We start from the raw sequence: 13,332 nt of genomic DNA on the forward strand, positions 1-13,332 counted from the left end.
CAACCATATGCGTGGCCTACGTTAACCTTTGTTAAGTCTTAAGGGCGGATACTGCGCGGCAGTACAGAGCGCCGAGGGCGCAAGGATGGAGCTCATGACCTTCAAGCACCTGGTGTCGCACGACAACCCGGACGGCAAGCGCACCGAGGAGATCCTCGCGGAGATCCGCGCCGAGATCCTGGTGCGCATGGCGAACTACGGCGACGATCCGCGCCCCGAGGCCAAGGCGGTCATGGAGAACAACCTGGAGATCGCCCAGCTGCTCACCGAGGCCATCCACCTGGCCGAGGTCAACACCAATACCCTTGCAGAAGATATCTAGAGGCAGGCAAACGATGAGACGCGACCAAATGAAGCGCGGCAAGCGCAAGGGCTTGCAGGCTTTGCCCCGCCGGTGCCATGCTCGCCTCACCGATGAGCCAGTTACCCTCCGCCGCACAGCACTACGCCCGGGAAGGCGAGCTGACAGGCCGCATCCTCTCCACGCTTACGGCCGAGGGTAAGGACCTAGACCGGCTCACCGCCGAAGACCTCTCCCCCTACGATCAGTTTCACAGCCGCGGCCAGCAGGCCACGGCCGAGTTGGCGCAGCTGCTGAACCCCCAGGCCGGGCAGCTGGTGCTGGACCTCGGCTGCGGCATCGGCGGGCCGGCGCGCTGGCTCGCGGCCCGGCACGGCTGCCGCGTGGTCGGCCTGGACCTGACCGAAGTCTACTGCCGCACCGCCGGCGAGCTCAGCGCCCGCGTCGGGCTGTCCGGGCAGACCGCCTTCGTCTGCGCCAACGGCCTGGCCCTGCCCTTCGCCACCGCCAGCTTCGATGTGATCTGGACCCAGCACGCGGCGATGAACATCGCCGACAAGGCACGCCTTTACCGCGAGGTCGCCCGCGTGCTGAAACCCGGCGGGCGCTTCGGGCTCTACGACGTCATGGCCGGGCCGGCCGGCGATCCCTACTTCCCGGTGCCCTGGTCGGCCAGCGCCGAATGGAGCCACCTGACGGCGCCGGAAGGCGTGCGCGAGGCCATCCTCGCCACCGGCCTGAAGCAGCGCCACTGGCGCGACCTGACCGCCGAATCAAAAGCCTGGAGCGAGAAGGCCGTGGCCGCGCAGACCGCCGGCAAGGGTCCCTCCGGCCCGGCCATCATCCTCGGCCCCTCCTTCGCGGAGATGGTCGCCAACCTGCGGCGCAGCCTCTTCGAGGACCGCATCACCGTGGTCCAGGCGGTCTTCGAGAAGGCGGGCTGAGGCCCGCCGGGACCGGTGCCCAAGAGCCCTACCTCTTCTTTGACCTTCTCCTGCCACCACCGAGATATTGCGAAAACTGCAATCGGCGGTGTTAAATGACGCCTCAGGCAAGGATCATCCTGTGCCGACACCAGATGGGAGGAACGCGTCATGGCCCTACCCGCTACCGAACCCCACAACCAGTTGGAACGCGGCGCCAAGGGCGCCGAGGTCGAGGTCCTGCAGGATCTCTTGAACCGCGTCGGCGCCCTGTTGAGCACCGACGGCGACTTCGGCGGCGGCACCGAAGGGGCTCTGCGTGAAGCCCAGATGCTCGCCGGCCTGCCGGTGACCGGTATCGCCGACGTCGCCACCTGGGCCTGGCTGGAAGACCAGCCCGACCCCTCCGACGTCATCCCCACCGAGGCGGTGACCTTCATCGTGCGCGAGGAGGTCGGCGGCAGGAAGTTCTACGACCAGCACGTCGCCATGCCGCATTTCCCGGGCGAGGCCAGCGGCGTCACCATCGGCGTCGGCTACGACCTGCGCTTCCAGGAGCCGCAGGACTTCGAGGCCGACTGGGCCGGCATCCTGACGCCGGCGCAGATGGACGCCCTGCGCCCGCACCTGGGCAAGAAGGGCAGCGCCGCCGCCGTCGCCGCCCTGTCGGACATGCGCATCCCCTTCCACGCCGCCTGGAAGGTCTTCGTGAAGCGCGCCCTGCCGCGCGGCATCGATCAGACCGAGGACTGCTACGGCGACATGGCGAACCTGCCGCCGCTGTGCCGCGGCGCCCTGGTCAGCTTGGTCTACAACCGCGGCACCAAGCTGTCCGGCGACAGCCGGCGCGAGATGAAGGCGATCCGCGACCACATCGCCGCCGGCGAACTGGACAAGGTCGCCGCCGAGTTCGAGAGCATGAAGCGCCTCTGGCCCGACAGCGAGGGCCTGCGCAAGCGCCGCGACAAGGAAGCGGCGATGTGGCGCGAGGGGTTGGCGTAAAGACCGGGATCGCCTGACGGCTGGGATCGGGCGGCCGCCCCCTACCCATCCTTCCCCCATCAAGGGGGAAGGGGGTTCCATCGCAGCAGCCGGAATATCAATCCCCTCCCCCTTGATGGGGGAGGGTTAGGGTGGGGGTGAACGGCGCAGCCGATCCTTACGCGTTCTTCCCGGCCAGCACCATTGTCTCCGGATCTCTCGACGCACGCGCGGCTTGGCGCTACCCTTCCACGCCAGGATGACCGGCGGCCGCACCTGCGCAGTCAGCGCTTGCGCCGGGTGACAATGCGGGGAATTTCCGGAAGCATGTCCGACAACGGAATCGATGACATCTTGGATGAGTGCCATAGCACCGGGCTCTTTCTTCAAGAGCCGCCCCTGACTGTCAATGACACCGACATCTTCGACGACACGCCCTTGCACCTTGTTACCGGCTGGGGTGACGTCGAGGCCGTGGCCAAGCTGGTGGCAGCCGGCGCCAAGGTCAACGCGCGCGGCGACAAGGGGATGACGCCGCTGTTCTATGCCACTTCAATCAAAGTCGCCGACCTGCTGCTTACGGCGGGGGTCGACCCGACGGTCATCAGTGAATTGGGCGGCACCGCGGAGAAATTTCTTCGGAATATCGGGTACGGCGAAGTTGCAGACTATATCGCCGCACGGGCCACGCGGACGTAGCGAGCGAAAAGTCGGAACAGAGCTCTGACGGAAATTGCCTGAAACCCGGGCACTGTTCCCGCGCGCGCAGATAAAGACTGTCATGCTCGGACTTGTTCCGAGCATCCAGGACAAGCGATCGACCAGCGCCCCTGGACCCTCGGGACAAGCCCGAGGGTGACATCAACTACGACTACGCGTTCTTCCTGGCCAACGCGGCCTGCGCCGCCGCGAGGCGGGCGATGGGCACGCGGTAGGGCGAGCAGGAGACGTAGTCCAGCGGCACGGTCTGGCAGAAGGCGATGGAGGCCGGGTCGCCGCCGTGCTCGCCGCAGATGCCCAGCTTGATGTCCGGGCGGGTGGAGCGGCCGCGCTCGGCGCCGATCAGCATCAGCTCGCCGACGCCCTCGGGGTCCAGCGAGATGAAGGGGTCCTGGTCGATGATGCCGCGCTGCTCGTAGGCGCCCAGGAAATTGCCGGCGTCGTCGCGCGACAGGCCGAAGGCGGTCTGCGTCAGGTCGTTGGTGCCGAAGGAGAAGAACTCGGCGCCCTCGGCGATCTCGGCGGCGCGCAGGCAGGCGCGCGGCAGCTCGATCATGGTGCCGACGATGTAATCGATCTCGACGCCCTGCTCCTTGCGCACCTCCTCGGCCACCTTGTCGACCAGCTCGCGCAGCACCTCGAACTCCTTCTTCACGGAGATCAGCGGGATCATCACCTCCGGCTTCACGGTCTTGCCGGTCTCCTTCTCGACCGTGGCCACCGCCTCGAAGATGGCGCGGGCCTGCATCTCGTAGATTTCCGGATAGGTGATGCCCAGGCGGCAGCCGCGATGGCCGAGCATGGGGTTGGTCTCGACCAGGTTCAGTGAGCGCGCGCGCACCTGTTCCATCGGCACGCCGGCGGCGGCGGCCACCTCGGCCACCGCGTCGTCCTCGTGCGGCAGGAACTCGTGCAGCGGCGGGTCGAGCAGGCGGATGGTGACCGGACGGCCGGCCATCTCCTTGAACAGGGCGACGAAGTCCTCGCGCTGGTAGGGCAACAGCTTGTCGAGGGCGCGGCGGCGCTGCTCGACGCTGTCGGCCAGGATCATCTCGCGCATGGCGACGATACGCCCGGCGTCGAAGAACATGTGCTCGGTGCGGCACAGACCGATGCCCTCGCAGCCGAACTTCACCGCCACCTTGGCCTCCTGCGGGGTGTCGCAGTTCACGCGCACGCCCATGGTGCGGAACTTGTCGGCCCACTCCATCACCTTGGCGAAATCGCCGGAGAGCTCCGGCTGGACCGTCTCCACGGCGCCCTGCATGACTTCGCCGGTCGAGCCGTCGAGGGTGATGAGGTCGCCTTCCTTGAACTCCAGGTCGCGCACCCGCATGACGCCGCTCTTGTAATCGATGCGCAGCTCGCCGGCGCCGGCCACGCAGGCGCGGCCCATGCCGCGCGCCACCACGGCGGCGTGGCTGGTCATGCCGCCGCGGGTGGTCAGAATGCCGGCGGCGGCGTGCATGCCGTGGATGTCCTCCGGCGAGGTCTCGGTGCGGCAGAGGATGACGCGCTCGCCATCGTTGGCCTGCAGCTCGGCGGCGTCGGCAGTGAAGACGATCTTGCCCGAGGCGGCGCCCGGCGAGGCCGGCAGGCCGCGGGCGATGACCTTGCGCTCGGCCTTGGGGTCGAGCGTCGGGTGCAGCAGCTGGTCCAGCGAGTTGGGATCGAGACGCTGGACCGCTTCGGCCTCGGTAATGAGGCCCTCGGCGACCATGTCAACGGCGATCTTCAGCGCCGCCGGCGCGGTGCGCTTGCCGGTGCGGGTCTGCAGCATGTAGAGGGTGCCGCGCTGCACCGTGAACTCGACGTCCTGCATCTCCTTGTAGTGCTTTTCCAGCGTGTGGCGCACATCGTCGAGCTGCTTGAAGACCTCCGGCATGACCTCTTCCATGGCCGGCAGCTTGGAGTTGTTCATCTCCTTGCCGCGCAGGGTGAGGTTCTGCGGAGTGCGGATGCCGGCGACCACGTCCTCGCCCTGGGCGTTGACCAGGTACTCGCCGTAGAAGGCGTTGTCGCCGGTGGAGGGGTCGCGGGTGAAGGCCACGCCGGTGGCGCAGTCGTCGCCCATGTTGCCGAAGACCATGGCCTGCAGGTTCACCGCCGTGCCCCATTCGGCAGGAATGCCGTTCAGGCGGCGGTAGGTGATGGCGCGCTGGTTCATCCAGGAACCGAAGACGGCGCCGATTGCGGCCCAGACCTGGTCCTTGGGGTCCTGCGGGAAGGGCTTGCCGGTCTCCTCCAGCACCTTGGCCTTGTAGTCCTCGATGACCTTGGCCCAGTCGTCGGCGGAGAGCTCGGTGTCCAGCATGTAGCCGCGGTCTTCCTTGGCCAGCTCGAGGATCTCCTCGAAGTGGTGATGGTCGACGCCCAGCACCACGTCGCCGAACATCTGGATGAAGCGGCGGTAGCTGTCGTAGGCGAAGCGCTGGTCGTTGGCGGCCTTGGCCAGGCCCTGCACGGTCTCGTCATTGAGGCCCAGGTTGAGGACCGTGTCCATCATGCCCGGCATGGAGGCTCGGGCGCCGGAGCGCACGGAGATCAGCAGCGGAGCCTTGGTGTCGCCGAACCTGGTGCCCACCGTCTTCTCGACCTGCGCCAGGGCCTCGTTGACCTGGGCTTCCAGGTCCTCGGGATAGCGCCGGTCGTTGGCGTAGAAATAGGTGCAGACTTCGGTGGTGATGGTAAAGCCGGGCGGCACCGGCAGCCCGAGAGAGGACATCTCCGCCAGGTTGGCGCCCTTGCCGCCCAGCAGTTCCTTCATATCGGCCCGGCCGTCGGCGGTTCCGCCGCCGAAGCTGTACACCCACTTGGTCATCTTGCGCTTTCCGTTTCCTGCCAGTTTGTGCCTTCAGGGGTTGGCCCCATCGCTTAAGGGCGGCTTTGGCGCCGCCTCTTTGTGATTAGCCTTCGATCTTGGAGAAGTCCGCCACCTCCGCCAGCGTGGCGCCGATGGCGCTCAACAGCTGCAGGCGGTTCTCCCGCAAGGACGCGTCCTCCGCGTTCACCGTCACCTCGTCGAAGAAAGCGTCGACCGGCTGGCGCAGCCGCGCCATGGCCGCCATGGCGCCGGTGAAGTCCTCGGAGCCTAGCGCGCTTTGCGCCCCTTTGGCAGCATCGGAGAGGTGAGAAAAAAGGGTCTTCTCCTCTTCCTGCGCCAGAGCGCCCGCTTCGACCGCGCCTTCATAGGCACGCTTATCTTTTTTCTCCTCGATACGCACGATATTGGCGGCCCGGCGGTAGGCGACCAGTAGGTTGGCGCCGTCGTCGCTGTCGAGGAAGGAGCCGAGCGCCTCGACCCTGGCCAGGAGGCGCACGAGATCGTCCTCGCCGCCGCGCGCCATGACCGCGGTGATGAGGTCATGACGCACGCCCTGGTCGCGCAATACCACCTTCAGGCGCTCGCCGAAGAAGTCGAGCAGATCGCCGGCGACGTCCGGCGCCGAGAGCCCGGCGTATTCGCCCTGGGCCGCGGCGAAGACCTTCGTCAACGGCAGGCGCAGCTTGTTCTCGACGACCAGGCGGATGACGCCCAGCGCAGCGCGGCGCAGCGCGTAGGGGTCTTTCGAGCCGGTCGGCTTCTCGTCGATCATCCAGAAGCCGACGAGGGTATCGATCTTGTCGGCCAGGGCGACGCAGACGCTGACCGGCGCCGAGGGGCAGGCGTCGTTGGGGCCCAGCGGGGCATAATGCTCGGCCACCGCCTCGGCCACCGCCGGCGCCTCGCCGTCGTTCAGCGCGTAGTAGCGGCCCATGACGCCCTGCAGCTCGGGGAACTCGCCGACCATGCCGGTGACGAGGTCCGCCTTGGCGAGCCGCGCGGCCGAGCGCGCCTCGTCGCGGTCGGCGCCGGGCACATAGTTGCTGATCTCGGCGGCCAGGCTTTCCAGGCGCGAGACCTTCTCCGCCACGGTGCCGAGCCTGGCGTGGAAGACGATGTCCTTCAGCGCCGGCACGCGCGCCGACAGCGGCTGCTGGCGATCCTGGTCCCAGAAGAAGCGCGCGTCGGCGAGGCGCGCGCGCAAGACGCGTTCGTTGCCGGCAACGATGGTCCTGGCGCGCTCGCTGCCCTCCGGCGCCTCCATGTTGGCGACCACCAGGAAGCGGTCGGCCAGGCTGCCGTCCGGCTTCTCCGTCGAGAAGTATTTCTGGTGCGCGCGCATGGAGGTCGAGAGCACCTCGGCCGGCAGGTCCATGAAACCTGCATCGATGCGGCCGATCAGCACCTGCGGCCACTCGACCAGGCCGGTCACCTCGTCCAGCAGGCCGGCGTCTTCCTTCAGCGCCACGCCCGCCTTGTCCGCCAGCGCCGCCGCCTCAGCGGCGATTGTCGCGCGGCGCTCGGCGGGATCGAGCACCACCTTGGCCTCGGCCAGCTTGGCGCGGTAGTCCGCGAAGCCGGATACCTCGAAGGCATCCGGCGCCAGGAAGCGGTGGCCTCTGCTCTTCGTTGTCGAGGTAATGCCATGAGCTGGTGAAGTACCGACCGTACTATCCACTGCAATTGCGGCCTTACCAATTCCTCGTTGCAGCGGAAAGGGGAGTCCCTTCCCATCAAAAATGGCCAAAACGCTGTGTAGGGGCCGAACCCATGCTAGCCGGTTGTCTTCACCCCAGCGCATCGACTTCGGCCACGGCAGGTCCCAGATTGCAGAAGTGAGGATCTCCGGCAGCACCTCGGCGCTGGGCCGCCCGGCGATGTGGCGCACGACGAAATAGAAGTCGCCCTTGTCGGTGCTACGCAGCTCGGCCTCTTGATCCAGCGACTTGATGCCGTTGGCCTTCATGAAGCCCTGGATCGCCTTGGCCGGGGCGCCGTATTTCGGCCCCTTCTTCTCCTCTGTGAGGTCCGGCTGCTGGGCGGGCAGGCCGTCGACGACCAGCGCCAGGCGGCGCGGCGTCGCATAGGCCTCGGCCTTGTCGAAGGAAAGGTTGGCGGTCTTCAGACCTTCGGTGACGAGACGCTTCAGGTCCTCGGCGGCGCGCGCCTGCATGCGCGCGGGGATCTCTTCGGAGAAAAGTTCGACCAGGAGTTCGGCCATCAGCCCGCCTCTCCGGTCTGGCCGGGGGTCTGGGTCGCGACCCAGGCCTCGCAGCAGGCCTTGGCCAGCGCGCGCACGCGCCCGATGTAGGCCTGGCGCTCGGTGACCGAGATCACGCCGCGCGCGTCCAGCAGGTTGAAGACGTGGCTGGCCTTCATGCACTGGTCATAGGCCGGCAGCGGCATGGGCCGGCCCTCGCGCCCGGCGAAGTCCAGGATCGCCTGGCACTCCGCCTCGGCGTCCTTGAAGTGCCGGAACAGGATGTCGGTGGACGCGGCCTCGAAGTTGAAGGCGGAGAACTGCTGCTCGGCGGCCAGGTAGACGTCGCCGTAGGTCTTGCCGCCCTGATCCTTGGGCACGCCGTCCCAGTCCAGGTCGTAAACGTTCTCCACGCCCTGCACGTACATGATGAGGCGCTCCAGCCCGTAGGTCAGCTCGGTGGAGACCGGGTTGCAGTCGATGCCGCCGACCTGCTGGAAATAGGTGAACTGGCTGACCTCCATGCCGTCGCACCAGACTTCCCAGCCCAGGCCCCAGGCGCCCAGGGTGGGGCTCTCCCAGTCGTCCTCGACGAAGCGGATGTCGTGCGCCAGGGGGTCGATGCCGATGGCCCTGAGCGAGTCCAAGTAAAGCTCCTGGCTGTCGGCCGGCGAGGGCTTCAGGATGACCTGGAACTGGTAGTAGTGCTGCAGCCGGTTGGGGTTCTCGCCGTAGCGCCCGTCGGTGGGCCGGCGCGAGGGCTGCACGTAGGCCGCCTTCCAGCTGCCCGGCCCCAGCGCGCGCAGGGTGGTCGCCGGGTGGAAGGTGCCGGCCCCGACCTCCATGTCGTAGGGCTGCAGAATCACGCAGCCCTGGCGCGCCCAGAAGTCCTGCAGGCGGAGGATCAGGCGCTGAAAGCAGGTTTCCGGGTTGGCGTGTGGCATCTGGGCTCAGGCGGTTTGGAGCGCCGCGGATTGCTGCACCGCGAAGCGCGGCGCACCTTAGCGGGGGGTCCACCCCGAATCAAGCGGTGGGATTCCACGGTTTCCCCCCGGGAGACCGGCGCATTCCGGGGGCCCAGACAAGGCCCTGGATTCCGCCGCCGCAAGACGCCAAGGTGGCGCTTTACCCTGCCCGGAGCCGCCGCCCCATGTCCCCCGAACTGTCCCCCGAGTTCCTCATCACCTCCCTCATCGTCGTCATCGCCCCGGGCACGGGGGTAATCTACACCCTGGCCAACGGCCTGAGCCTGGGGGCGCGGGCCAGCGTCATCGCCGCGCTGGGCTGCACCCTGGGCATCGTGCCGCACATCGCCGCCTCGATCCTGGGCCTGGCCGCGGTGGTCCATGCCAGCGCCCTGGCCTTCCAGCTGCTGAAGTACGCCGGCGTCGCCTATCTGCTCTATCTGGCCTGGAGCGCCTGGCGGGAGAGCGGCGCCCTGCCGCTGCCCGATCAGGCCCGGGCCCAGGAGGTCTCGCGGCGGGCAGGGCGCATCCTCGGCCGGGGCATCACGGTCAACCTGCTGAACCCCAAGCTGTCGATCTTCTTCCTGGCCTTTCTGCCGCAATTCGTCGACGCCGCCGCGGGCGGTCTCGCCTGGCAGATGGCCGGGCTCGGCCTGGTCTTCATGGGGCTGACGCTGGTGGTCTTCATCGGCTACGGGCTGCTGGCCGCCGTCGCCCGCCGCCAGGTCGTCGAGCGGCCCAGCGTCATGACCCTGCTGCGGCGCGGATTCGCCCTTGCCCTTGCCGGCCTGGGCCTGCGCCTGGCCTTCGCGGAACGCTGAAGATCAGCGGCTGAGGGTCAGCCCTTACGGCCGCAGTCGCAGGTGGTGCCGGCCTGGATGTAGGCGCCGCAGGAGGGGCACTGCACCAGGTCTTCCACCTCTCCGCCCTTGGCCTCGGCCTTCGGCGCCTCGGCCTTGCGCGCCGGCCTGCCGCCCTGTTTTTCACGCAGCCGCGCCTCTTCCTTGCGGGCCGCCTGCAGGCGGCCGAGGAATTTGAAGCCGTACCACACCGCGGCAACGACCGCGGCGAGGACAATGAGCTTTTGAATCGAGGGCAATCCGAACATGGCGGCATTAATGCGGCGCGGCGGCCGTCAGGTCAACAAGCGCGATATCGCGCCTTACAGACCAAATCGTGACCACAGGGCGCGCTCCTCCGCGGCGGCGAGCAGGCCGGCGGCCCAGTCCTCGGGCGCCGGAAAGCCATCGGCCCAGAGTGCCAAGCCCGCATCGGCGCGGCCGCGCCCCAGGCCCAGGCGGCGCAGCAGGCGCTTGGGCCCCTGGATGCGGCGCAGGCGCACCCGCTTGCCGAAGCGGTCGCGCAGCACCTGGCGGAGGTCCCCCAGGGAATCGGCGAGACCCAGTTCCACCGCCTTGCCGCCGGCCCAGAACTCGCCGCTGAACAGCTCCGCCTCCTCGGCCTTCAGGCGCTGGCCGCGGCGGTCGCGCACCATTTCCTTGAATATCTCGTGCAGTTCCAGCTGCAGCGCCTTCAGCCGCGCCACGTCCTCCGGGTTCTCCGGCTTGAAGGGGTCCAGGGTCGACTTGTGCTCGCCGGCTGTATAGACGCGCCGCTCAACGCCGACCTTCTCCAGCAGTTCGGGAAAGCCGAAGCCGGAGGTGATGACGCCGATGGAGCCGACGATGGAAGTCGGCTGCACGAAGATCTCGTCGGCGGCGCAGGCCAGCCAGTAGCCGCCGGAGGCCGCCACGTCCTCGCAGAAGGCCAGGACCGGCATGTCCTTCTCCTGCGCCAGGTCGCGCACCCGCTTGGATATGAGGGCCGACTGGGCGGGCGAGCCGCCCGGCGAGTTGATCACCAGAGCCACCGCCTTGAGGCGCGGCTGGGCGAAGGCGCGCTCGATCAGCGGCTCCAGGCTGGCCAGGCTCATACCGCTGCGCAGCGGACCGAAGCCGCCGATCACGCCGCTGAGCCGCAGCACCGCCACCTCCGGGCGCGGCCGGCGCAGCCATTCGAAAGTCACCAGGCTCCAGATCGTGCGAAACATACCAGTAACAACGTCCTCAATACTCGGATCCGAACAATGGACTGCGCGGCGCGCAGCCCCTGCGATTTCACCTGCAAGAATCTCAGCCCGGGCCGGAAATGCCAAGAACAGTCTGCCGCCGCTTTACAGGGCGAGGCCCCGGGCGTCGCGCAGCACCGCCTCGGCGGCGGCGGTGTAGCAGCCCTCGGCGTCGTGCAGCGCCAGGCCGGGCAGCACCCGCAGCGGGCCGCCGCTGCCTTTCAGGCCCTGGACAAGGACCCGCTTGGCGCCCTCCCCCTGGCGCGGCCAGAGCGGAAAGACCGTCAGGTCGCCGCAGCTCTGCGACAGGCAGGCGAGCAGGCGGTCCAGCCGGTCGGCGCGGTGGATCACCGTAAGGCTGCCGCGCGGGCGCAGGCGCGACAGGGCGCAGTCCAGCCAGGTATCGAGCCCGGCCGGCCCCTCCACCGTCGCGAGACGGCGCAGCTCGTGGGCCGAGACCCGCGTCGAGCCCGCCTCCAGGTAAGGCGGGTTCAGCATGACATGGTCGAAGCCGCCCGGGGGCAGCGCCTTCGGTGGGGCCGCCACGTCGCCGGAGAGGATACGGACCTGCGCCGCGTAGCCGTTGAGGGCAGCGTTCTTCTGCGCCAGCTCGGCCAGCAGAGGCTGCAGCTCCAGGCCGGTCACCCGAATGCCGGGTATCCGCACCAAGAGGCAGAGGCCCGCCGTGGCCACCCCGCAGCCCAGGTCGGCCACGCTCTCGCCCGCCTGAGCCGGCACGGCGGCGGCCAGCAGCACCGGGTCGATGGCCGCGCGGTAGCCGTCGGCGGGCTGGCGCAGGCGCAGGCGCCCGCCCAGAAAGGCGTCCTCGGTCAGGGGGTGCAGCGGGGTCACGGGCTGAAGACCTCCTCCCCGGCGTCGCGCAGCACCAGCCGGGCGCGCAGGTAGTCGTCGTCGCTGACCATCAGGCGGCGCGGCAGGATGCCGATCGAGCCCTCGATGATGCTGGTGTGGAGATCGAGCACCAGCGTCTCGATCCCGGCGTCGGCCAGCAGGGCCTCCAGCCAGGAGAGCTTGACGATGTCGTTGGTGCGTAACAGTTCTTTCATGGCAAGAGACGTTATAGCGCCTTTCGTCGCAGCCAGTACCTCCTAAGGGTATCGGGCTTGACCGCCCCGCGGTTAATCCTATGCTGCCACAAAGGTCTGCCGCTTGCTTAGCGGAAGCTGCCTGGGCGTCCTCGGGCCGGATTGCAGGGCGGAATGCTTGGCGGCCGGCGGCTGTCGTGAGAAGCTGCGGGCGCAGGAAACAAGGCCCTGTAGGGATCAAGATAAGCGTGAGGGGATCGTCTTGGCGCTAGCCGCCGAACTCGACAAACAGGCGAAAGGGCCGGCGAAAAGCGGCCTGGAGCCGCTAAGCGCCCTGGTGGCGGACGATCTGCAGGCGGTGAACCGCCTGATCGTCGAGCATATGCAGTCCCCGGTCGCCCTGATCCCGCAGCTCGCCAGCCACATCATCGCGGCCGGCGGCAAGCGCTTGCGCCCCATGCTGACCCTGGCCTCGGCCAGGCTCTGCGACTACGAGGGCGAGCGCCACCTGGGCCTGGCCGCCTGCGTGGAATTCATCCATACCGCCACCCTGCTGCACGACGACGTGGTCGACGCCAGCGACCTGCGCCGCGGGCTGGCAACGGCCAACGCGGTCTGGGGCAACAAGCCCAGCGTGCTGGTCGGCGATTTCCTGTTCAGCCGGGCCTTCCAGTTGATGGTGGCCGACGGCTCCCTGGACGTGCTGCGCATCCTTTCCAACGCCTCGGCGGTGATCGCCGAGGGCGAGGTGCTGCAACTCATGACCGCCAACGACACCACCTCCGACGAGACCGCCTATATGCAGGTCATCGAGGCCAAGACGGCCGCCCTCTTCGCCGCGGCCTGCCGGGTCGGCGCCGTGGTCGCCGGGCGACCGGCGGCGGAGGAAGAGGCGCTGGAGCGTTTCGGCAGCTGCTTCGGCATCGCCTTCCAGCTGGTCGACGATATCCTGGACTACTCCGCCCTGCAGGGCGAACTCGGCAAGTCCGTGGGCGACGACTTCCGCGACGGCAAGATCACCCTGCCGGTTGTCCTGGCCTTCCAGCGGGCCGATGAGGGCGAGCGCGCCTTCTGGCGGCGTTGTCTGGAGGAGCAGGACCACCAGGACGGCGACCTGGAGCAGGCCATCGAATACATGCAGCGCCACGACGCCCTGGCCGACGCCATGGCCCGGGCCCGCGAATACGGCGAAACCTCCCGCCGCGCCCTGGACGGCTTCGCCGACGGCCCGGCCAGGCAGGCCCTGCTGGAGGTGGTGGAGTTCTGCGTCGACCGGGCCTATTGAGGCCCCAGGCCCCCCTGCC

General features: G+C 68.3%; 13 protein-coding genes. 6 read left to right on the top strand and 7 right to left on the bottom strand.

The genetic code is table 11. From position 1 onward, the window contains the following. The first annotated feature begins 94 nt into the window (after window positions 1-94). The 4 genes from H7X47_RS18270 to H7X47_RS18285 all read left to right on the top strand — a co-directional run bounded on the left by H7X47_RS18270 (window position 95) and on the right by H7X47_RS18285 (window position 2,904). Window positions 95-322, top strand: coding sequence for a histidine kinase (locus H7X47_RS18270; RefSeq protein WP_193370174.1), 228 nt, complete (start codon window positions 95-97; stop codon window positions 320-322). Window positions 323-414: 92 nt separating this feature from the next. Next, window positions 415-1,245: a class I SAM-dependent methyltransferase gene (locus H7X47_RS18275; protein ID WP_193370175.1), complete on the top strand. Its 831-nt coding sequence runs from the start codon at window positions 415-417 to the stop codon at window positions 1,243-1,245. A 150-nt stretch (window positions 1,246-1,395) separates the two neighbouring features. Further along, a complete protein-coding gene (locus H7X47_RS18280) occupies window positions 1,396-2,226 on the top strand; it encodes a peptidoglycan-binding protein (protein ID WP_193370176.1) in 831 nt (276 codons plus the stop codon). Between the two features lie 306 nt (window positions 2,227-2,532). Further along, a complete protein-coding gene (locus H7X47_RS18285) occupies window positions 2,533-2,904 on the top strand; it encodes an ankyrin repeat domain-containing protein (protein WP_193370177.1) in 372 nt (123 codons plus the stop codon). 172 nt (window positions 2,905-3,076) lie between these two features. Here H7X47_RS18285 and ppdK read toward each other — a convergent pair whose 3' ends face one another. The 3 genes from ppdK to H7X47_RS18300 form a co-directional block, all read right to left on the bottom strand. Then, complete coding sequence (gene ppdK, locus H7X47_RS18290) at window positions 3,077-5,746, bottom strand: pyruvate, phosphate dikinase (protein ID WP_193370178.1); 2,670 nt, start codon at window positions 5,744-5,746, stop codon at window positions 3,077-3,079. 85 nt (window positions 5,747-5,831) lie between these two features. Further along, window positions 5,832-7,970, bottom strand: coding sequence for a glycine--tRNA ligase subunit beta (gene glyS, locus H7X47_RS18295; protein ID WP_193370180.1), 2,139 nt, complete (start codon window positions 7,968-7,970; stop codon window positions 5,832-5,834). Beyond that, a complete protein-coding gene (locus H7X47_RS18300) occupies window positions 7,970-8,893 on the bottom strand; it encodes a glycine--tRNA ligase subunit alpha (RefSeq protein ID WP_193370181.1) in 924 nt (307 codons plus the stop codon). The genes glyS and H7X47_RS18300 overlap by 1 nt, the downstream gene beginning before the upstream one ends. Window positions 8,894-9,099: 206 nt before the next feature. Here H7X47_RS18300 and H7X47_RS18305 point away from each other — a divergent pair, with 206 nt between their 5' ends. Further along, window positions 9,100-9,735: a LysE family translocator gene (locus H7X47_RS18305; protein ID WP_322096512.1), complete on the top strand. Its 636-nt coding sequence runs from the start codon at window positions 9,100-9,102 to the stop codon at window positions 9,733-9,735. Between the two features lie 17 nt (window positions 9,736-9,752). On the opposite strand, the gene H7X47_RS18310 is transcribed toward H7X47_RS18305, so the two are convergent. From H7X47_RS18310 to H7X47_RS18325, 4 genes are all read right to left on the bottom strand, one after another. Further along, window positions 9,753-10,022 carry a hypothetical protein gene (locus H7X47_RS18310; RefSeq protein WP_193370182.1) on the bottom strand — a complete coding sequence of 90 codons (270 nt, stop codon included), beginning with the start codon at window positions 10,020-10,022 and terminating at the stop codon, window positions 9,753-9,755. Window positions 10,023-10,076: 54 nt separating this feature from the next. Beyond that, window positions 10,077-10,964 (bottom strand): S49 family peptidase, encoded by an 888-nt coding sequence (locus tag H7X47_RS18315; protein WP_193370184.1) that lies wholly within the window; start codon window positions 10,962-10,964, stop codon window positions 10,077-10,079. A 123-nt stretch (window positions 10,965-11,087) separates the two neighbouring features. Next, the gene (locus tag H7X47_RS18320; RefSeq protein WP_193370185.1) at window positions 11,088-11,834 is read right to left on the bottom strand and encodes a tRNA1(Val) (adenine(37)-N6)-methyltransferase; all 747 of its coding nucleotides are present in this window, start codon (window positions 11,832-11,834) and stop codon (window positions 11,088-11,090) included. Beyond that, window positions 11,831-12,049, bottom strand: coding sequence for a putative signal transducing protein (locus H7X47_RS18325; RefSeq protein WP_193370187.1), 219 nt, complete (start codon window positions 12,047-12,049; stop codon window positions 11,831-11,833). The genes H7X47_RS18320 and H7X47_RS18325 overlap by 4 nt, the downstream gene beginning before the upstream one ends. Window positions 12,050-12,290: 241 nt before the next feature. Between H7X47_RS18325 and H7X47_RS18330 the strand changes: the two genes are divergently transcribed. Then, a complete protein-coding gene (locus tag H7X47_RS18330; protein ID WP_227010599.1) occupies window positions 12,291-13,313 on the top strand; it encodes a polyprenyl synthetase family protein in 1,023 nt (340 codons plus the stop codon). The last annotated feature ends 19 nt before the right edge of the window (window positions 13,314-13,332 follow it).

The sequence above is a fragment of the Pelagibius marinus genome, assembly GCF_014925385.1.
In the GTDB taxonomy this organism is placed as follows: domain Bacteria; phylum Pseudomonadota; class Alphaproteobacteria; order Kiloniellales; family Kiloniellaceae; genus Pelagibius; species Pelagibius marinus.